Source organism: Serratia sp. NA_13, assembly GCF_052691735.1.
In genome coordinates, this window is record NZ_JBQZFV010000010.1 from 137309 (window position 1) to 158258 (window position 20950).

Here is a 20950-nt window from a genome sequence, read left to right on the forward strand (position 1 = left end):
TGGCGTGCCAGGCGGCCATGTGACGGGACAAAGGCGGTGTTGCTGCGCTATGGATTGATGTCCAACCCGCCGCGACGGGTGTAGCGCGCATACACCGTCAGGCTTTGCGGCTGACAGTAACGCATCAAGTCATTAAAGATACGTTCGACACATTGCTCGTGGAATTCATTGTGATGACGGAAGGACACCAGATAACGCAGCAGCGCCTCGCGATCGATCTGCGCACCACGGTAATCAATTTGCACCGAGCCCCAGTCCGGCTGGTTGGTGATCAGGCAATTGGACTTCAACAGGTGACTGACCAACTGCTCTTCCACCTGCAGGGGGCCGGTGGCATTTTGCAGATAATCGGCATTGAACTCGTAGTTATCGATACAGATGTCCTGGTTATCGATGCATTCGCCGTCTAACCGGGCAATCGGGCTGCCTTCCAGTTGATCTACGCGGAACAATGAGACGCTGACCTCGCCCTGAGCGCAGGCAGAAAGATCACGTTGCAAGGTATTACGCACCGTCTCCCAGTCGCTGAAAGGCGTTTGGTTAAAGCTGTTGAGGTAAAGTTTGAAGCTCTTGGACTCAATCAGGTTGATGCTGTCGGCAGTCAGGCTGATCTCTCCGACGGCCACCTGCGGCAAACCGTTGTCGTTCAGCCAGGAAAGTTCGTACAGCGTCCAGATATCGGCCCCGTGGAATGGCAGGCTGTCCGGATACAATCCCAGCGGCTCACGGTTCATACTGCGCGGTACCGCCTGCAATAGCGTGGCGTCGTAATGGTCGCGGTACGCGGTGACTTTGCCCAGCGTCAGTGCCGACAGGGCGTGATGGTCTTGGTAGGAGGACATCTGCTGTCACCTTGGTAATAGATAGGTACAATGGTTGCCAGTTTATCGTATGCGAGAAAAAATATGGACCACGATGTACCGCACGCCCTGCGTGAATTTACCCAGCGCTATGTTGATCTTTGGCAGCAACAGCGCGGTCATGCCCCAGCCAGCCAGGATCTGTACGGTGTGCCGTCGCCTTGCCTGGTAGAAAATCGTGATGACGAAGTGCTGTGGTTGCCCCAGCCGTTTACCCCAGCGGCGACGCTGGAAAAGGTAGAGACCGCGCTCGAGCTGCGCTTGCAGCCGGATATCAACCTGTTTTATACCCAGCAGTATGCTGGCGACATGAGCGCCCAGTTTGGTGAGCATCATGTGACTCTGTTGCAGGTGTGGAGCGAGGACGACTTTATTCGCCTGCAGGAAAACCTGATCGGTCATCTGGTGACGCAAAAACGCCTGAAACTGTCGCCAACGCTATTCCTGGCAACCACCGAATCGGAAATGACCATGGTCTCGTTGTGTAACGTCAGCGGCAATGTGGTTTTGGAGCAGTTTGGCAGTGATAAACGTACTTTGCTGGCGGCTTCGTTGGGCAATTTCCTCGATGCATTGCGCCCGACGTTGGGGATTTGAGCCTTTTTGTCCCGAAGTCCGTGTGCGAGATCTCTCACATGGACTGTGAGAGATCGCTTTTAATTTTTCCCTCGCAGTAGCTTAGGTAGGATTTATTGTTATCCAGATCAATTGGTTAGATTTTATTTAGGATAACTCTTAGCATTAATTTCCTGTCAGCAAGCCAGTAAGCTCTTGTGAACCCGGGATAATTAAGCGATCTTATGTTCAACCGGAAGGGATACGGTGGAGCAGGAAGCATCAGGATGATGCAGCTTCAGGACGAAGAAGTGGATGCGCTCAGTGAAGAGCGGAGGACGGCGTCAAGAGATGCCAGGATGTTTCAGGATTGAAACCAGGGACACCTCCAGGATGGAGATTGAGAGCCGGCACAGGATGGTTGGCGGGTCATGAAGACTGAGGAACCGCGTCAGGATGATGCTACAGGATAGAGTCAGGATGGTTTTGGTCAGGATGGCCGCAGGAAAAGTTTTCAAGGATTGAGCAGGGAGCACACTGTGTAGCGGGACAGCTATAAAACGAACCGAGGGCACTGTTAGCGCAGTGCCCTCAACTTTTTATAGGGGTTCATGCTTTAAGTATCAAGAATACTTCACCCTACTTACAATCATCTCAGTTATTAACCAATCGCACCCAGCGTATCGCCATCGCCCTGTTTTTTCGGTAACAGGAACAGCGTGGCGTAGATATCCAGCAAATAAATAGCCGCCAGCAGGCTGATCGCCGCAGTGAAGGATACCTGTGTCACCAACGCGCCGATGACCAATGGCCCCAGCCCGCCGACGCCTCGCCCCAGGTTAAACAGAATATTTTGTGCCGTGGCACGCGCCTGAACCGGGTAGGTATCGGAGATCAATGCGCCGTAGCCTCCAATCATGCCATTAACGAATAATCCCATCAGCGCTCCGGCAAACAGCATCAGCGTGGGGTCACTAAGCTGTGCGTAGACCACTACCATCACCACCGCGCCAATCTGATAGCAGATAAAAATCTTCCAGCGGCTGAAACGATCGGCCAACATGCCAAATAGCCAGATGCCAAAGGTCATGCCGATCACCGTGACGGCGGTCCACAGGCCGGATTTAGTCAGTGAGAAACCGAAGTTTTTTGCCAGGTAGGTTGGCATCCAAATCATCAACCCGTAATATCCGAAGTTCTGCACCGAGCACAAAATGAAAATGCCGATACTGGCCTTGCTGGTAGTACGATCCTTGAACAGCAGCTTTATGCGTTGGGCGAATGACAGTGGCTGGCCGGTATTTTGCTGACGGACGAACTCTTCTGGCTCACCTAGAGTGCGGCGGATCAGGAACGACACCAGCGCCGGTAACAGCCCAACCAGGAACATGCCGCGCCAGCCGATATGGGGCAGCAGCAGTGGGGTGAGGAACGCCGCCGCCAAGACGCCTAGCTGCCAGCCCATACCCACATAGGCCGAGGCGCGATTACGTTTTTCTGCCGGCCAGGCTTCGGCGATCAGCGCCATGCCGATACCGAACTCACCGCCGAGTCCGATGCCCGCCAGCGTTCGGTAGGCGAGCAAATCCCAGTAGCCTTGCGCCAGCGCGCACAGACCGGTAAACAGTGAGAACATCAAAATTGTAATGGTCAGCACCCGGATGCGGCCAAAGCGATCGCTGAGGTGGCCGAAGATCACGCCGCCCAGTACCGCGCCGATCAGCGTCCAGGTAACCAGTGAACCGGCGGCGGAGGAGCTTAACCCCATTTCGATACTGATGGCCGGTAGCATAAAGCCGAGGATCAGCAGGTCAAAGCCGTCCATGGCGTAGCCGGTGACCGAAGCCACCATGGCTTTGCCGGGCGTGGCGTGATTTTTTGTCGGAGTGATTGCAGGCATCTGTCTAATCTGTGTGGTTTATTTGGTGAACACATTGTGCCGTGTGATCGTGCCGGCCACCAGTTCAAATCTATCTTGGCCATCAACTCAGCTGGATTTGGGCTATAAAAAGTAAAATGCTATGCTTTGCCGCCTTTCAGCCGCGCCGCTGAATATCATGGTTTAAACAGATCGGGAATGCAGATGAGTATACATAATCAGGTTCGCCTTAGTTTGCAGGCGATTGAACAGTCAATGCGAGAGCTGGCGCTGTGGCAAGCTACGCCGCCCGAGCCTGAAGCCTTCGCCAGCCCCGAGCCATTTTGCATTGACAGCATGTCGGCTGAAGCCTGGCTGCAATGGGTCTTTCTGCCACGCATGTACGCCTTGCTGGATGCGGGAGCGCCGCTGCCGACACGTTTTGCCATCACGCCTTATTTCGAAGAGGCGTTGAAAGATAACGATCCCAACTGCATGCCGCTATTGGTTTTGTTGCAGCGCCTGGATAATATGCTGAATAAAGAGCTGCAATAATGCTTGAGATTCTATATCAGGATGAGCATTTGGTGGCGGTGAACAAGCCTTCCGGGTGGTTGGTACACCGCAGTTGGCTGGATCGCCATGAAACCCGGTTTGTGATGCAAACCGTACGCGATCAGATTGGCCAGCACGTGTTTACCGTGCATCGCCTCGATCGGCCTACCTCCGGGGTGCTGTTGATGGCGCTGTCCAGTGAGGTAGCGCGGTTGCTGTCGCAGCAGTTTGAACAGCATCAGATGCAGAAAACCTACCACGCGGTGGTGCGTGGTTACGTGCTGGAAGGCGCGACCATTGACTATCCGCTGACGGAAGAGCTGGACAAGATCGCCGACAAGTTTGCCTCGAAAGACAAAGGCCCACAGCCGGCGGTCACTCATTACCGGCCGCTGGCGCAGGTAGAAATGCCGGTGGCGATTGGCCGTTATGAAACTGCGCGCTACAGCCTGGTTGAACTGAAACCGGAAAATGGCCGCAAGCACCAGTTGCGCCGCCATATGGTGCATATCCGCCATCCGATTATTGGTGACAGCAAGCACGGCGATCTGAACCAGAACCGGGGTATGGCTCAGCATTTTGGCTGCCCACGTCTGATGCTGCACGCCAGTCATCTGCAACTGAATCATCCGGTGACCGGTGAGCCGCTGCATATTTCCGCGCGTTGGGATGAACCCTGGCAGGGCGTCATGTCACAGTTTGGCTGGACAGAGAGCCTCCCTAAGCTTGCCAGGGTTGAGTTTCCCTCGGCTAGCGGTCAGGATAGCTGATCATTTTCAAAGTAATTTAAGGGGAGTAGGGGCAATGGCTCAGGTTGGAATCTTCGTGGGAACGGTCTACGGCAACTCGTTATTGGTGGCGGAAGAGGCTGAAACTATCCTCAGCGAGCAGGGCCATGAGGTCAAACTGTTTGAAGAAGGCACGCTTGAGGCCTGGCAGTTTTACCGCCAGCACTACGCGCTGGTGATTACTTCAACGACCGGCCAGGGTGATTTGCCGGACAGCATTACACCGCTGTTTCACGCTATCCGTGACCAGGTCGGCTACCAGCCGGAGCTGCGTTATGGGTTAATCGCACTGGGTGACAGCAGCTACGACAATTTCTGCGGCGCCGGGCGTGCGTTTGATGCGTTGCTGCAGGAACAAGGGGCCACCCGCGTGGGTGAGGTGCTGGAAATCGATGCGATGGAACAGCCTGAACCTGAGGTGCTTTCTTGCCCGTGGGTTGAGAAATGGGGCACGTTGCTGAAATAGAATTCCCCGTCGCCTGTAGGGGGCGAATATATTCGCCCCGATTAATACGGGCGCAGTATGCTGCGCCCGTACAATCTGTAGTATCAGTCCGTTGAATTCTTACTTACCGCGAGTCAGTTTTTCCAGATCGGATTCGATCTCGGCAATTTTGTGGGAGACCACGCCTTCCAGATGACGCAGGTCATCAAGAATTTTGCGCTTCAGATCGACTTCCACCTGATCGCGCTGGCATAGCTGATCCAGTTCATCAATGACGTAGCGAAGATTCGGGTTAATTTCGTGGATTTCTTTGTAACCCTGGCCGGCATTGTCCGCGACTACCGTTTTGCGCTGGCGCGGGTATTTGAATTTCACGCTCTTGGCAAAGAATTCGCCTTTATCCTTGCGGAAATAAATCTTAAGAATGTCGTTATTGGCCTCCTGACGCAGGCTATAGCGATCGACATCTTCCGGTTGATTGATTCCTAAGCTTTTCAGGTTGTCATACATAATAGCGCCACCTTATAAATAGACTATATTCCACGGTCTGGGATTATGGCGAAAAACAGTGCCAGAGACTGTGACTGCTCGCGTACTGAAGACAAAAAAATAGCGGGTTATACCCGTTATACTTGAAGCTGCCTCTGTGTTGGCTGCTTTCACTTACCCGAATCACTTACTGGTGTAAGCTCATCGGGATAAGCTCTCTTGCCGCCTTGATGCAGCCTCAATTATTTAGGGCATAGTGACCCGCTATATTCAGCTTAGTCGATGGTGCGTAATAACTCATTAATGCCGACTTTACCGCGCGTCTTGGCATCGACTTTCTTGACGATCACCGCGCAATACAGGCTGTAAGAGCCATCTTTGGACGGCAGGTTACCGGAAACCACCACCGAACCGGCCGGGACGCGGCCGTAGTGCACTTCGCCGGTTTCACGGTCGTAAATGCGGGTGCTCTGGCCCAGGTAGACGCCCATGGAGATCACTGAACCTTCTTCTACGATCACACCTTCAACCACTTCTGAACGTGCGCCGATAAAGCAGTTGTCTTCAATGATGGTTGGGTTGGCCTGCAGTGGCTCCAGTACGCCACCGATGCCGACACCGCCTGACAGGTGAACGTTTTTGCCGATCTGCGCGCAAGAGCCGACGGTTGCCCAGGTATCCACCATGCTGCCTTCGTCAACGTAGGCACCGATGTTCACGTAGGATGGCATTAGTACGGTATTGCGGGCGATGAACGCTCCCTGGCGAACGGTGGCTGGCGGCACCACGCGGAAGCCTTCTTTCTGGAAGCGTGCTTCGTCATAATCGGCGAATTTCATTGGCACTTTGTCGTAATAACGGGTTTCGGCACCGTCCATCACTTTGTTTTCATTGATGCGGAAAGAAAGCAGCACGGCCTTTTTCAGCCACTGATGCGTTACCCACTGACCGTCAATCTTCTCGGCAACGCGCAGGGCGCCGCTGTCCAGCAGGGCGATCACCTGGTTTACCGCTTCGCGCGTTACGGTGTCTGCGTTCGCCGGGGTGATTTCCGCACGGCGTTCGAAGGCGTTTTCAATAACGTTTTGTAATTGCTGCATGCTGTTCTCTGTCCTGATGTTGTCTACGAAAAAGTTACTTGTATCACATTTTATCGTTTGGATTGAGGGCCTCTGTCAACCGTTGTTCCAACTTTCTGCGCGTTTCCGAGTTAAGGGCGCGTCGATCGCTGTTGGCCAGAATAAATAAATCCTCAACCCGCTCGCCGATAGTGGAGATGCGAGCGCCGTGCAGCGACAGACCGAGATCGGCGAACACTTCGCCCACCCGAGCCAACAGACCTGGCTGGTCGAGTGCGGTCAGTTCCAGATAGCTGCGGCGGTCGGTATGGGTCGGCAGGAAGCTGACTTCGGTCGGCACGCTAAAATGGCGTAGCTTGGAAGATGGCCGGCGCACGCGCGGTGGCTGATACTCCCGCTGGGTAATGGCCTGCAACAGTGCGTGGCGGATCGCCGTGTGGCGGTCCTGGGCCAGCGGGCTGCCGTCCGGCTCCAGTACGATAAAGGTATCCATTGCCATGCCGTCGCGGTTAGTGAAGATCTGTGCGTCATGTACGCTCAGGTTGCGACGATCCATCTCACCGGCCACGGCGGCAAACAGGTAAGGGCGATCCGGGCTCCAGATGAAAATTTCGGTGCCGCCCCGCGTTGCCTGTCGACTGACCAGCACCAGTGGCTTGGTGGAATCATGGGCCAGCAAATGGCGGGCATGCCAGGCCAACTGGTTGGGTGAATGACGCAGGAAGTAATCGGCGCGGCAGCGGCTCCAGATGCGGTGCAGCGCCTCCTCGTCGATATTGTCCATGCGCAGCAACGCCAAAGCCTGCAGGCGATGATGACGTACGCGCTCGCGAAGATCCGGGCTGTTTTGCATACCGCGGCGCAGCTGCTTTTCGGTGGCAAAATACAGCTCACGCAGCAGGCTCTGTTTCCAACTGTTCCATAGGGTTTCATTGGTGGCGCAGATATCCGCCACCGTCAGGCAGACCAGATAACGCAGGCGGGTTTCGCTCTGCACTTCGGCGCTGAACTGCTGAATAACGGTCGGATCCTGAATGTCGCGGCGTTGGGCAGTCACCGACATCAGCAGATGACAACGCACCAGCCAGGCGACCAGTTGGGCCTCGCGGGAATTCAGCCCATGGACTTCGGCGAATTCCAGTACGTCCTGCGCACCGAGGATCGAATGGTCGCCGCCGCGCCCCTTGGCGATATCGTGGAACAGTGCGGCCAGCAGTAGCAGTTCGGGATTCGGCAGGCGCGGATATAGCTCGACACATAACGGATGACGCGGCCGCGTTTCGGCATCGGCAAAACTCTCCAGCTTTTGCAGGACGCGAATGGTGTGTTCGTCGACGGTGTAGGCGTGGAACAGATCGAACTGCATTTGCCCGACGATTTTGCCCCACTGCGGCATATAGGCCCACAGAACGCTGTGGCGGTGCATTGGCACCAACGCCCGGGAGACCGCTCCTGGGTGGCGCAGTATCGCCATAAACAGTTCGCGTGCCTCTGGAATGGTGCACAGCGGCTGTTTCAAATGGCGGCGCGCATGACGCAGCTGGCGCACGGTAGTGGAATAAATGCCTTTGATCTCGCGGTTGCGTACCATCAGGTAAAACATCCGCATGATGGATTCCGGCTGGCGGATAAACAGTGTTTCATCACGCAGGTCGATCAGATCGCCGCGCAGTTGGAAATCGTCGTTCAGCGGGCGCGGTTTTTCCGTCGCGTCCAGCGCCAGAATCGCCTCGTCGAACAGCTGCAGCAGCATATGATTCAGCTCGCCGACGCGGCGCGTCATGCGATAAAAATCCTTCATCATACGTTCAACCGGTTCGTTGCCTTCTCCCTCATAACGCAGCAACTGTGCCACGTTGAGCTGGCGATCGAACAGCAAACGGTTGTCGTAGCGCGGCAGCACCAGGTGCAGTGCAAAGCGGATACGCCACAGGAAGCTCTGGCATTCGTTCAGCTCGTTGCGCTCGGCCTGAGTGAGAAAGCCGAAACCGACCATTTCGTCCAGTGAGGTGGCGCCAAAGTGACGACGCGCCACCCACAGCAAGGTGTGAATATCGCGCAGGCCGCCGGGGCTGCTCTTGATATCCGGTTCCAGGTTGTAGCTGGTGCCGTGGTATCGCTGATGGCGTTCCTGCTGCTCAACCACCTTGGCGTGGAAAAATTGCGGAGAGGGCCAGAAGCCATCGCTGAAGATATGCTTTTGCATTTGCAGAAACAGCGCGACATCGCCGCAGATCATCCGTGATTCAATCAGGTTGGTGGCGACGGTCAGGTCCGCCAACCCTTCCAGCAGGCATTCTTCCAGCGTTCGCACACTGTGGCCGACTTCCAGCTTCAAATCCCACAGCAGGGTGATAAATTCCCCCACGCGTTGGGATTGCTGTTCATTGAGGTGGCGCTGGCTGAGTACCAGCACGTCAATGTCCGAGAGCGGGTGCAGCTCGCCACGGCCATAGCCGCCAACGGCAACCAGTGCGGTTTCCGGAATATCCTCGAACCCGTAGAAGGCCCACAGACGGCGCAGCAGGCGGTCGATAAAGTCGCTGCGGGCCGCCACCAGACTTTCGGCGCTGGAACCGGCGTTGAACGCTGCCGCCAGCCATAATTGGAACTGCTCCAGGCGTTGTTTCAGCGCGATGCAGTTGATCTCCTCATCGGCATAGGCGTTGGGATATTCAGGCTGCACCGGTATGGCCTGAGGCGAAATAACCGAGGTGTCTTTCTGGCGAAAGTTTTCAGACATAATACGCAGCCCATAAAAAAGGCCGGCAAAAGCCGGCCTGTGACATCATGCAGCGCGGCAAAATGCCGCGGCGCTTACATCTCGTGCGTAATGATGTTGGGGATGGTGTCATCCTTGCGCAACGTCATTATCTCGCAGCCGTTATCCGTGACCACAATAGTATGCTCATACTGCGCCGACAAGCTGCGATCTTTGGTTTTTACCGTCCAGCCGTCTTTCATGGTGCGAATGCGGTAATCACCGGCGTTGACCATTGGCTCGATGGTGAAGGCCATACCCGCCTGCAACACCACGCCACCGTCGTCAGCGTCATAGTGCAGCACCTGCGGTTCCTCGTGAAACACTTCGCCAATGCCGTGGCCGCAGTACTCGCGTACCACCGAGAAATTCTCGGCCTCGACGAATTTCTGGATCTCTTTGCCCAGCGTGCGCAGGCGGATACCCGGCTTCACCATTTTCAGTGACAGATACAGGCTTTCCTGAGTGATGCGGCACAGGCGCTCGCCCAGAATGGTCGGTTTGCCGGCGATGAACATTTTAGAAGTGTCACCGTGGAAACCGTCTTTGATGACGGTAACGTCGATATTAACGATGTCGCCGTCTTTCAGAACTTTGTCATCGCTCGGGATGCCGTGGCAGACCACTTCATTCACAGAGATACACACGGATTTCGGGAAGCCATGGTAGCCCAGACAGGCAGAGATCGCCTGCTGCTGGTTGGTGATGTGATCGTGACAGATACGATCGAGTTCGCCGGTGGTCACGCCAGGTTTGACGTGCGGCTCAATGATTTCCAGCACTTCGGCAGCCAGTCGGCCGGCCACGCGCATTTTTTGGATGTCATCAGGTGTTTTAATTGAGATTGCCATGAAATTCGTCCGCAGGTGTCGTGCTCGCCGACAACAGAAAGAAATAAGAAGCAGTCTCTTATGGTATCAGCCCGGCCTGAGGCTGCCAAATTTGATTTCTCGCCGGCCTTTTCCCCGGCAACAAAAGTTGGTGTCTGGGGCGGGTTTATGGTATAAAGCGCGCCGGCAGATCCGCACATCTTCCTTGTGATAATGGCGGAATAGGCCGAAAATACTTTAACTGCACTCACTTTGTGTAAATAACACACACGTATCGGCACATCCGCCGGGGTGCCCTGAGGTGATTTATCACCGTCAGGGTCGGCGTTATGGGATACGTGGAGGCATAACCCCAACTAACTCTATAGAGGTTTAATCATGGCAACTGTTTCCATGCGCGACATGCTCCAGGCCGGTGTACACTTTGGTCACCAGACCCGTTACTGGAACCCGAAAATGAAGCCTTTCATCTTCGGCGCACGTAACAAGGTTCACATCATCAACCTGGAAAAAACCGTACCAATGGCCAACGCAGCACTGGCTGAACTGACCAAGATCTCTTCCCGTAAAGGTAAGATCCTGTTCGTTGGTACCAAGCGCGCAGCAAGCGAAGCGGTAAAAGAATATGCTAACACCTGCGACCAGTTCTTCGTGAACCATCGCTGGTTGGGCGGCATGCTGACTAACTGGAAAACCGTTCGTCAGTCAATCAAGCGTTTGAAAGATCTGGAAATCCAGTCTCAAGATGGCACCTTTGACAAGCTGACCAAGAAAGAGGCGCTGATGCGTACTCGCGAACTGGCCAAGCTGGAAAACTCCCTGGGTGGTATCAAGGACATGGGTGGTCTGCCTGACGCTCTGTTCGTAATCGATGCTGATCACGAACACATCGCGATCAAAGAAGCCAACAACCTGGGTATCCCGGTATTCTCTATCGTTGATACCAACTCCGATCCAGACGGCGTTGACTTCATCATCCCTGGTAACGACGATGCAATCCGTGCAATCAAATTGTACCTGACTGCCGTTGCTGCCGCCGTCCGTGAAGGTCGTTCTCAAGATCTGGCCGTTCAAGCGGAAGAAAGCTTCGTAGAAGCTGAATAATAAGGCAAGCTCGTCACTGAGCCCTTATTAACCAGGTATTGAATATGTTGGTTAGGGGGGCCTTTATAGGCCCCCTTTGCTTATCTGAATGAGAACTGTCTCCACGTGAGATAACCGAGGAAAAAGAAATGGCTGATATTACCGCTGCTCTGGTAAAAGAACTGCGCGAGCGTACTGGCGCTGGCATGATGGATTGTAAAAAAGCGCTGGTTGAGTCTAACGGCGACATCGAGCTGGCAATCGAAAACATGCGTAAATCTGGTGCGATCAAAGCGGCTAAAAAAGCAGGCAACGTAGCTGCTGACGGCGTGATCAAAACCAAGATTGAAGGCAACTACGGTCTGATCCTGGAAGTTAACTGCCAGACTGACTTCGTAGCTAAAGATGCTGGCTTCCAGGCATTTGCTGACAAAGTGCTGGATGCTGCTTTTGCCGGCAAAATCACTGACGTTGAAGTGTTGAAAGCACAGTTCGAAGAAGAACGTGTAGCGCTGGTTGCAAAAATCGGTGAGAACATCAACATCCGTCGCGTTGCTTCCCTGGAAGGCGAAGTGCTGGGTAGCTACCTGCACGGTGCGCGTATCGGCGTTCTGATCGCGGCTACCGGTGCTGACGAAGAGCTGGTTAAGCAAATTGCCATGCACGTTGCGGCAAGCAAGCCTGAATTCGTTAAGCCTGAAGACGTGTCTGCTGAAGTGGTAGAAAAAGAGTACCAGGTTCAGCTGGACATCGCCATGCAGTCTGGCAAGCCGAAAGAAATCGCTGAGAAAATGGTTGAAGGCCGCATGAAGAAATTCACCGGCGAAGTTTCCCTGACCGGTCAGCCTTTCGTTATCGAACCAAGCAAAACCGTTGGCCAGGTGCTGAAAGAGCACAACGCTGACGTGGTTAACTTCATCCGCTTCGAAGTGGGCGAAGGCATCGCTAAAGTTGAAAATGACTTTGCTGCTGAAGTTGCAGCAATGAGCAAGCAGTCTTAATGACTGTTAATGGGGCCGCCGTCTGGCGGTTCCATTTTATCCAGCCAGAATTACACCGGTGGCAAGCCCTGTGGCATGATACAAAGCACAGGCGCGTTTCATCGGCTGAAATCCCCAATACTAATACTGCTTCTTAGGACAGATCACCATGGCAACCAATGCAAAACCCGTATATCAGCGTATTCTGCTTAAACTGAGTGGCGAAGCCCTGCAAGGTGCAGAAGGTTTTGGTATCGACGCTAGCGTTTTGGATCGCATGGCTCAGGAAGTGAAAGAGCTGGTCGAACTGGGAATTCAGGTCGGTGTAGTTATTGGCGGCGGTAACCTGTTCCGCGGCGCGGGCCTGGCACAGGCCGGCATGAACCGCGTAGTGGGCGACCACATGGGAATGCTGGCTACCGTGATGAACGGCCTGGCTATGCGTGATGCACTGCACCGTGCCTATGTGAACGCTCGCCTGATGTCGGCCATTCCGTTGAACGGCGTGTGCGACAACTACAGCTGGGCCGAGGCGATCAGCCTGCTGCGTAATAATCGCGTGGTGATCTTCTCCGCCGGTACCGGCAACCCGTTCTTCACTACCGATTCTGCGGCGTGCCTGCGCGGGATTGAGATTGAAGCGGATGTGGTATTGAAAGCGACTAAAGTGGATGGTGTATACTCCGCTGACCCGGTTAAAAATCCGGATGCCACACTGTACGAACATATAACCTATCAGGACGTGCTGGAACGTGAGCTGAAAGTGATGGATCTGGCGGCATTTACGCTGGCTCGCGATCACGGTCTGCCAATCCGCGTATTCAACATGAACAAGCCGGGTGCGCTGCGCCGGGTAGTGATGGGTGAAAACGAAGGCACGCTGATCAGCAAATAAGGCTGGTCTGACAAATTTAGCGGGAGCGGGTAACGCCAGGCGGAGCGCGCTTCCCTTGAGTAAAATTCACGGGCTATACTGTGGTATGGCCTGCCAAGTATCCAGCTTTCAAGGGTTCGCAACGTGATTAATGAAATCAGAAAAGATGCTGATTCACGCATGGAAAAAAGCGTAGAAGCATTCAAAAACCAAATCAGTAAAATCCGTACCGGCCGTGCTTCTCCAAGCATCCTGGACGGCATCATGGTGGAATACTATGGTTCGGCCACGCCGCTGCGTCAGTTGGCTAGCGTGACCGTTGAAGACTCCCGTACTCTGGCCATCAACCTGTTTGATCGCTCCCTGGGTTCAGCGGTAGAAAAAGCCATTATGGCCTCAGATCTCGGCCTGAACCCAAGCTCGGCTGGCAGCGTGATCCGCGTTCCCCTGCCTCCGCTGACGGAAGAGCGTCGTAAAGACCTGATCAAGGTAGTGCGTAACGAAGCAGAGCAGGGCCGTGTGGCGGTTCGTAACGTGCGCCGTGATGCAAACGACAAAGTTAAAGCGCTGCTGAAAGACAAAGAAATCAGCGAAGATGAAGATCGTCGTTCACAGGACGATGTTCAGAAAATGACCGATGCCTATATCAAACTTCTGGATGCCGCTCTGGCGGAAAAAGAAAAAGAGCTGATGGATTTCTAATCAGCACCGCGCATAACAAAGCGTCGCCTGGGCGGCGCTTTGTTTTTTGTGGCGCAGATCCCGTTTCATCGTACTGATTGATCATGGACAAGTGGTGGCCAAGGTTACACACTGGAGCACCTCCGATCTCATCAGACAGTTATTCAGAGTGAGCTCATGAAGCAACTGACTATTCTTGGTTCCACCGGCTCAGTGGGGACCAGTACCCTGGCCGTGGTCAGGGAAAATCCCGACCGTTTTGCGATTAAAGCGCTGGTGGCCGGCCGCAATGTAGCGGTCATGGCGCAACAGTGCATCGAGTTTCGCCCGGCCTACGCCGCGATGGCGGACGAAGGCGCTGCGCGTGAACTGCGTACTCTGCTGGCTGAAAACGGTGTTGCCACCGAGGTGATGACGGGCGAGCAGGCGGCCTGTGAACTGGCGGCATTGGACGACGTCGACCAGGTCACGGCAGCCATTGTGGGCGCTGCCGGACTGCTGCCAACGCTGGCGGCGATTCGTGCCGGCAAGCAGGTGCTGCTGGCGAACAAAGAGTCGCTGGTCACCTGCGGGCGTCTTTTTATGGACGCGGTGCAACAGAGCAAGACGCAGTTACTGCCGCTCGACAGCGAACATAACGCCATTTTTCAGAGTTTGCCTGAGAGCATTCAGCGTCAGTTGGGATACTCTTCATTAGAGAGTCATGGTGTATCGCGCATTGTGCTTACCGGTTCCGGCGGCCCGTTCCGTACTACGCCGTTGGAGCAGTTCGCCACGATGACGCCGGATCAGGCTTGTGCCCATCCCAATTGGTCAATGGGGCGCAAGATCTCGGTGGACTCCGCCACCATGATGAACAAAGGACTGGAATATATTGAGGCCCGCTGGCTGTTTAACGCCTCGGCTGAACAAATGGAAGTGATTCTGCATCCGCAGTCGGTGATCCACTCGATGGTTCGTTACACCGATGGCAGCGTACTGGCCCAGTTGGGCACGCCGGATATGCGCACGCCAATCGCCCATGCGATGGCTTATCCACAGCGGGTTAATTCCGGTGTGGAAGCGCTGGATTTCTGCCGCATCGGCTCGCTGACCTTTGCCGAACCTGAACGGGAGCGCTATCCCTGCCTGTATCTGGCTATTGAGGCCTTTGATGCCGGTCAGGCGGCGACTACCGCACTGAATGCGGCAAACGAAGTGGCCGTGGCGGCTTTCCTGCAGGAGCAGATTCGCTTTACCGATATTGCGGCAGTGAACCAAAAAGTACTCGAACGGCTGTCACTGCAGGAACCGTCCTGCATTGATGCGGTCTTAGAAATAGATCGCCAGGCGCGCGAGGTTGCGGTTGGATTGGTTAAATCACTGCATAACTGATACCGGCAATTATCCTATTTTGTTCGCAAATTACGCGTGCTGCAGTGGGGCCGTTTGTTCAGGCCTTGCTGAGGTGGTATAGTCTGCGCCACCTTTCAGCGGTTATACCGTTGAATTATGGCCTGATTGACATCTCGAATGCCGATAGCGCAGCGCAGATTACCGGCTGTCGCAAGGCAGACTGAAAAGCCGTGTCGGGCACACGGCTTTTTTTGCGCGTAAGGGCCTGATGTTCCGGAAGGGCAGTTGTATTTCTATTGAGGAAATAAGTACGAGTTATGTCGTCCGCAAATCAACAAGAGGCTAATCTGTCCACTCTGGGGCCACGACATGTCGCCATTATTATGGACGGCAACGGGCGCTGGGCTAAACGTCAGGGTAAGTTACGTGTCTTCGGTCATAAAGCAGGGGTGAAATCGGTGCGTCGTGCGGTCAGTTTTGCCGCCAACAACCATTTAGATGCGCTCACGCTTTATGCCTTCAGCAGCGAGAACTGGAATCGTCCGGTGCAGGAAGTCTCCGCTTTGATGGAGCTTTTCGTCCGCGCCTTGGACAGTGAAGTAAAAAGCCTGCATAAACATAACGTCAGACTGCGAGTGATCGGCGACATCAGCCGTTTCAGCGCGCGTTTGCAGGAGCGGATCCGTCGCTCCGAGCAACTGACAGAAAATAACGATGGCCTGACGCTCAACATTGCTGCCAACTACGGCGGCCGTTGGGATATTATTCAGGGAGTAAGGGAACTGGCTGAGCTGGTGAAGGGCGGTTCGCTGCGTCCGGAGCAAATTAGCGAGGAGTTACTGGGTGAGCGGATCTGCATGAGCGATCTGTCGCCGGTGGATTTGGTGATCCGTACCGGTGGCGAACATCGCATCAGTAACTTCTTGCTGTGGCAAATTGCTTATGCCGAACTTTACTTTACTGATGTACTCTGGCCTGATTTTGATGAACTTGTCTTTGAAGGTGCGCTGAATGCATTTGCACAACGCGAGCGTCGCTTCGGGGGAACAACACCTATCGGCGCCAATGCGTCCTAGGGGGAACTTTTGCTGAAGTATCGCCTCATAACTGCTCTGTTATTAATTCCGATTGTTATCGCGGCGCTGTTTTTGCTGCCGCCAGTGGGCTTTGCCCTGGTAACACTCGTGGTGTGCATGTTAGCGGCCTGGGAGTGGGGCCAACTGGCCGGATTTACCTCCCGCTCGCAGCGTATCTGGTTGGCGATATTGTGCGGCTTCCTGCTGGCGTTGATGATGCTAAGTATTCCGGCCTATCATCAGTCGGTCCATTTGCTTCAGGTAGGCGGGTCGCTGTGGCTGTCAATGGCCTGGTGGCTGGTGGCGCTGTTACTGGTATTGTCCTATCCCGGCTCGGCTGCACTGTGGCGTAACTCACGCCCGATACGTCTGGTTTTCGGTCTGCTGACCATAGTGCCGTTCTTCTGGGGTATGCTATCGCTGCGTCAGTTCGGCTATGAACAAAACCACTTCACCGGCGCCTGGTGGCTGCTGTATGTGATGTTACTGGTTTGGGGCGCGGATTCCGGTGCCTACATGTTCGGCAAACTGTTCGGCAAGCATAAGCTGGCACCCAAAGTTTCTCCGGGGAAAACCTGGGAAGGGCTGGTCGGTGGCCTGATTACTTCGGCCCTGATATCCTGGCTGTTTGGTCGTTATGCCCCGCTCAATGTGGTGCCGACAACCTTACTGATTTGTTCGGTGATTGCCGTGCTGGCTTCCGTGCTGGGCGATCTTACCGAGAGCATGTTCAAACGCGAAGCGGGTATCAAAGACAGCGGTCATTTGATACCGGGTCATGGCGGTATACTGGATCGTATCGATAGCCTGACCGCAGCAGTGCCTGTATTTGCCTGCCTGATGCTGTTAGTGTTTTAATCCGTCAATGGCGGGGAGTGAAGGGATTATGGTTAGCGTGCTCTGGAACTTAGTCGCATTTCTTGTTGCGCTCGGTGTATTGATCACCGTGCACGAGTTCGGACACTTTTGGGTCGCCCGTCGCTGCGGCGTCCGTGTGGAACGCTTCTCCATCGGTTTTGGCCGTGCCTTATGGCGTCGTACCGACCGTCAGGGGACGGAGTATGTTATTGCCCTGATCCCGCTTGGCGGCTACGTGAAGATGCTCGATGAGCGGGTTGATTCGGTCGCGCCGGAACTCCGTCATCAGGCGTTTAACAACAAAACCGTTTGGCAGCGTGCCGCTATCATCAGTGCCGGTCCTATCGCCAATTTCCTGTTTGCTATCCTTGCTTACTGGCTGGTATTCATTATCGGCGTGCCCAGTTTCCGCCCGGTAATCGGTGAAATCGCTCCTCAATCGATTGCAGCCCACGCTGAAATTTCGCCTGGAATGGAACTTAAGTCCGTAGATGGCATCGAAACGCCTGATTGGGAATCAGTTCGTTTGGCGCTGGTGGCGAAGATTGGCGACGCAGAAACCGAGGTGGGTATCGCGCCGTTTGGTTCTTCCAGTGTGGTGACCAAAACCCTGGATTTGCGCCAGTGGAATTTTGAGCCGGACAAACAGGATCCCGTGGTGGCGTTGGGTATCATTCCACGTGGCCCACAGATAGAATCTGTCCTTGCCGAAGTGCAGCCGGGGTCGGCAGCGCAAAAGGCGGGTTTACAAGCGGGGGACAGGATCGTTAAAGTCGATGGTCAGCTATTGGGTCGTTGGCAAACGTTGGTGAAACGGATACACAACGGTCCAGGGCAACCGCTGGCTTTAGAGATCGAAAGAAACGGCGCCCCCTTGTCTTTGACGCTGATACCGGATACAAAGCCGGTGGGAAAAGACAAGTCGGTGGGTTTTGCCGGCATCATTCCGAAAGTGTTGCCGCTGCCGGATGAGTATAAGACGATTCGCCAGTATGGACCTTTCCCGGCGCTGTATCAGGCCGGGGACAAGACCTGGCAGCTTATGAGCCTTACGGTCAAAATGCTGGGTAAATTAATAACCGGTGATGTAAAGCTGGACAACCTGAGTGGCCCGATTTCGATTGCACAGGGAGCAGGAGCGTCAGCTGGGGTCGGGTTTGTGTATTATCTGATGTTCCTGGCGTTGATCAGTGTCAACCTGGGTATCATCAACCTGTTCCCATTACCGGTGTTAGATGGTGGGCATCTCCTCTTCCTGGCGATAGAAAAGCTGAAGGGTGGGCCGGTTTCCGAGCGAGTACAGGACTACAGTTACCGCATAGGTTCGATCGTGTTGGTGCTTTTAATGGGTCTTGCACTTTTCAATGATTTTTCTCGTCTTTAGGGGCGGGGATAGGTTAGGAAGAACGCATAACAACGATGGCGATGAAAAAGTTGCTCATAGCGTCGCTGCTGTTTGGCAGCGCCACCGTATACGGTGCAGACGGGTTCGTAGTGAAGGATATTCATTTCGAAGGCCTGCAGCGAGTCGCCGTCGGTGCGGCGTTACTCAACATGCCGGTTCGCGTAGGCGATACCGTCACTGACGATGATATCAGTAATACCATCCGTGCCTTGTTTGCCACTGGCAACTTCGAGGACGTTCGCGTGCTGCGCGATGGTAATACGCTGATTGTTCAGGTTAAGGAACGCCCTACCATTGCCAGCATCACTTTCTCCGGCAACAAGTCGGTGAAAGATGACATGCTCAAGCAAAACCTGGAAGCCTCTGGCGTCCGGGTTGGCGAAGCGCTTGACCGCACCACGATATCCAGCATTGAAAAAGGGCTGGAAGACTTCTACTACAGCGTCGGTAAATACAGTGCCTCGGTGAAAGCCGTGGTCACGCCATTGCCGCGTAACCGTGTTGACCTGAAGCTGGTGTTCACGGAAGGGGTTTCTGCCAAGATTCAACAAATCAACATTGTCGGCAATCATGCCTTCACCAATGATGAACTGATTTCACGCTTCCAACTGCGTGATGAAGTGCCGTGGTGGAACGTGGTTGGCGATCGCAAATATCAGAAGCAAAAGCTGGCGGGTGACCTTGAAACCCTGCGCAGTTTCTATCTGGACCGCGGCTACGCACGCTTTAATATTGATTCGACTCAGGTCAGCCTGACGCCGGATAAAAAAGGCATCTACATCACCATCAATATCACTGAAGGCGAGCAATACAAGCTCACCGACGTGGTGGTGAACGGTAATCTGGCCGGCCACTCGGCGGAAGTTGCCCAGTTGACCAAGATTGAGCCAGGTGAGCTTTATAACGGCAGTAAAGTGACCAAAATGGAAGACAACATCAAAACGATGTTGGGCCGTTATGGTTACGCTTACCCGCGTGTTGCTACGCAACCTGAAATCAACGACGCGGATAAAACCGTGAAGCTGCACGTGAATATTGATGCGGGCAACCGTTTCTATGTGCGTCGCATCAAGTTTGAAGGTAACGACACCAGCAAAGATTCCGTACTGCGCCGTGAAATGCGTCAGATGGAAGGTGCGTGGCTGGGCAATGCTCAGGTAGAGCAGGGCAAAGAACGTCTGAATCGTTTGGGCTATTTTGAAACGGTAGATGTGGAAACCCAGCGTGTGCCAGGCACTGCGGATCAGGTTGATGTTACCTACAAGGTGAAAGAGCGTAACACCGGTACCTTCAACTTCGGCGTCGGCTACGGCACCGAGAGCGGTGTGAGCTTCCAGGCAGGCGTTCAGCAGGACAACTGGCTGGGGACCGGCTATTCCGTCGGTATCAGCGGTACCAAGAACGATTACCAGACTTACACCGAGCTGTCGGTAACCAACCCGTACTTCACCGTTGACGGTGTGAGTTTGGGGGGGCGCATCTTCTACAACGACTTTAAAGCCGATGACGCGGACCTGTCCGACTATACCAACAAGAGTTACGGTATCGATGGCACCCTGGGCTTCCCGATCAACGAAAACAACTCGTTGCGTACCGGTCTGGGTTACGTGCATAACGGCTTGTCCAACATGCAGCCGCAGGTTGCCATGTGGCGTTATCTGGACTCGATGGGTCTGGATCCGAACAAGACCGATCGGGCCAGCTATTCTGCCGATGACTTCACGCTGAACCTGGGTTGGACCTACAACAACCTTGACCGGGGTTATTTCCCAACCTCGGGTAACCGCACTACGCTCAATGGTAAAGTCACCATTCCGGGTTCGGATAACGAATACTACAAGCTGACGCTGGACAGCGTGCAATACGTTCCGATCAACGACGATCGCACCTGGGTGTTGTTGGGGCGTGGCCGTCTGGGTTATGCAGATGGTCTGGGCGGCAAAGAAATGCCGTTCTACGAGAACTTCTACGCCGGTGGTTCCAGCACCGTGCGTGGTTTCGGTTCCAATACCATTGGTCCAAAAGCCGCGTACTACAACTCCAATTCGTATTCTTGTCAGAATAAGCCGGGTACAAATACTCCTCAGGAAGTTTGTAGTTCGGACGATGCGGTGGGCGGTAACGCCATGGCCGTCGCCAGTATGGAGCTGATCACGCCAACGCCATTTATCAGCGAGAAATACGCCAATTCAGTGCGTACTTCCTTGTTTATGGATGCGGGTACGGTATGGGATACCAACTGGCAGAATACTGCGCAGACCAGCAGGTACGATATTCCGGACTACAGTAAGGCGAGCAACATCCGCGTTTCTGCCGGTATCGCCTTGCAGTGGATGTCACCTTTGGGTCCGTTGGTGTTCTCCTATGCCAACCCGATCAAGAAATATGAAGGCGACAAGTCCGAGCAGTTCCAGTTTAACATTGGCAAGACCTGGTAA

19 protein-coding genes are annotated in these 20950 nt (G+C 54.3%); 13 read left to right on the forward strand and 6 right to left on the reverse strand.

The genetic code is table 11. The features are described 5' to 3' along the window. Nucleotides 1-47: 47 nt before the first annotated feature. Nucleotides 48-842, reverse strand: a complete 795-nt coding sequence (gene queF, locus ACUTSU_RS15165) for an NADPH-dependent 7-cyano-7-deazaguanine reductase QueF (protein ID WP_445654350.1) — start codon at nt 840-842, stop codon at nt 48-50. A 63-nt stretch (nt 843-905) separates the two neighbouring features. Between queF and syd the strand changes: the two genes are divergently transcribed. Further along, a complete protein-coding gene (gene syd / locus ACUTSU_RS15170) occupies nt 906-1457 on the forward strand; it encodes a SecY-interacting protein (protein WP_445651910.1) in 552 nt (183 codons plus the stop codon). A gap of 619 nt (nt 1458-2076) precedes the next feature. On the opposite strand, the gene ACUTSU_RS15175 is transcribed toward syd, so the two are convergent. After that, nucleotides 2077-3315: an MFS transporter gene (locus ACUTSU_RS15175; RefSeq protein WP_445651909.1), complete on the reverse strand. Its 1239-nt coding sequence runs from the start codon at nt 3313-3315 to the stop codon at nt 2077-2079. 183 nt (nt 3316-3498) lie between these two features. Between ACUTSU_RS15175 and ACUTSU_RS15180 the strand changes: the two genes are divergently transcribed. Genes ACUTSU_RS15180 through ACUTSU_RS15190 form a run of 3 tightly spaced genes read left to right on the forward strand, consistent with a single transcriptional unit; the run spans nt 3499 to nt 5082 of the window. Further along, the gene (locus ACUTSU_RS15180; RefSeq protein ID WP_445651908.1) at nt 3499-3828 is read left to right on the forward strand and encodes a YqcC family protein; all 330 of its coding nucleotides are present in this window, start codon (nt 3499-3501) and stop codon (nt 3826-3828) included. Further along, nucleotides 3828-4598 (forward strand): tRNA pseudouridine(65) synthase TruC, encoded by a 771-nt coding sequence (truC, locus tag ACUTSU_RS15185; protein ID WP_445651907.1) that lies wholly within the window; start codon nt 3828-3830, stop codon nt 4596-4598. The genes ACUTSU_RS15180 and truC overlap by 1 nt, the downstream gene beginning before the upstream one ends. 34 nt (nt 4599-4632) lie before the next feature. Next, complete coding sequence (locus tag ACUTSU_RS15190; protein ID WP_445651906.1) at nt 4633-5082, forward strand: flavodoxin; 450 nt, start codon at nt 4633-4635, stop codon at nt 5080-5082. A gap of 99 nt (nt 5083-5181) precedes the next feature. Here the strand turns inward: ACUTSU_RS15190 and ACUTSU_RS15195 are convergent, their stop codons facing one another. From ACUTSU_RS15195 to map, 4 genes are all read right to left on the reverse strand, one after another. Next, complete coding sequence (locus tag ACUTSU_RS15195) at nt 5182-5571, reverse strand: DUF3461 family protein (RefSeq protein WP_006318690.1); 390 nt, start codon at nt 5569-5571, stop codon at nt 5182-5184. A 254-nt stretch (nt 5572-5825) separates the two neighbouring features. Then, entirely contained in the window at nt 5826-6650 is an 825-nt protein-coding gene (gene dapD / locus ACUTSU_RS15200; RefSeq protein ID WP_261110357.1) for a 2,3,4,5-tetrahydropyridine-2,6-dicarboxylate N-succinyltransferase, read from the reverse strand. Nucleotides 6651-6693: 43 nt separating this feature from the next. Beyond that, nucleotides 6694-9372 (reverse strand): bifunctional uridylyltransferase/uridylyl-removing protein GlnD, encoded by a 2679-nt coding sequence (glnD, locus tag ACUTSU_RS15205; RefSeq protein WP_445654351.1) that lies wholly within the window; start codon nt 9370-9372, stop codon nt 6694-6696. 74 nt (nt 9373-9446) lie between these two features. Continuing rightward, nucleotides 9447-10241: a type I methionyl aminopeptidase gene (gene map / locus ACUTSU_RS15210; protein WP_012146495.1), complete on the reverse strand. Its 795-nt coding sequence runs from the start codon at nt 10239-10241 to the stop codon at nt 9447-9449. A 357-nt stretch (nt 10242-10598) separates the two neighbouring features. Between map and rpsB the strand changes: the two genes are divergently transcribed. From rpsB to bamA, 9 genes are all read left to right on the forward strand, one after another. Next, nucleotides 10599-11324 (forward strand): 30S ribosomal protein S2, encoded by a 726-nt coding sequence (gene rpsB, locus ACUTSU_RS15215; RefSeq protein WP_020828365.1) that lies wholly within the window; start codon nt 10599-10601, stop codon nt 11322-11324. Between the two features lie 128 nt (nt 11325-11452). Continuing rightward, nucleotides 11453-12304, forward strand: coding sequence for a translation elongation factor Ts (gene tsf / locus ACUTSU_RS15220; RefSeq protein ID WP_012146493.1), 852 nt, complete (start codon nt 11453-11455; stop codon nt 12302-12304). Between the two features lie 148 nt (nt 12305-12452). Then, nucleotides 12453-13178, forward strand: a complete 726-nt coding sequence (gene pyrH / locus ACUTSU_RS15225; protein ID WP_004952223.1) for a UMP kinase — start codon at nt 12453-12455, stop codon at nt 13176-13178. Nucleotides 13179-13301: 123 nt separating this feature from the next. Further along, nucleotides 13302-13859, forward strand: a complete 558-nt coding sequence (frr, locus tag ACUTSU_RS15230; protein ID WP_445651903.1) for a ribosome recycling factor — start codon at nt 13302-13304, stop codon at nt 13857-13859. Between the two features lie 156 nt (nt 13860-14015). Next, nucleotides 14016-15212, forward strand: a complete 1197-nt coding sequence (ispC, locus tag ACUTSU_RS15235; protein WP_445654352.1) for a 1-deoxy-D-xylulose-5-phosphate reductoisomerase — start codon at nt 14016-14018, stop codon at nt 15210-15212. 278 nt (nt 15213-15490) lie between these two features. Continuing rightward, nucleotides 15491-16249: a (2E,6E)-farnesyl-diphosphate-specific ditrans,polycis-undecaprenyl-diphosphate synthase gene (ispU, locus tag ACUTSU_RS15240; RefSeq protein WP_445654353.1), complete on the forward strand. Its 759-nt coding sequence runs from the start codon at nt 15491-15493 to the stop codon at nt 16247-16249. A 9-nt stretch (nt 16250-16258) separates the two neighbouring features. Beyond that, a complete protein-coding gene (cdsA, locus tag ACUTSU_RS15245; protein ID WP_445654354.1) occupies nt 16259-17107 on the forward strand; it encodes a phosphatidate cytidylyltransferase in 849 nt (282 codons plus the stop codon). A gap of 28 nt (nt 17108-17135) precedes the next feature. Continuing rightward, nucleotides 17136-18491 carry a sigma E protease regulator RseP gene (gene rseP / locus ACUTSU_RS15250; protein WP_445654355.1) on the forward strand — a complete coding sequence of 452 codons (1356 nt, stop codon included), beginning with the start codon at nt 17136-17138 and terminating at the stop codon, nt 18489-18491. 35 nt (nt 18492-18526) lie between these two features. After that, on the forward strand, nt 18527-20950 hold the full coding sequence (gene bamA, locus ACUTSU_RS15255) for an outer membrane protein assembly factor BamA (RefSeq protein WP_445654356.1): 2424 nt from the start codon (nt 18527-18529) through the stop codon (nt 20948-20950).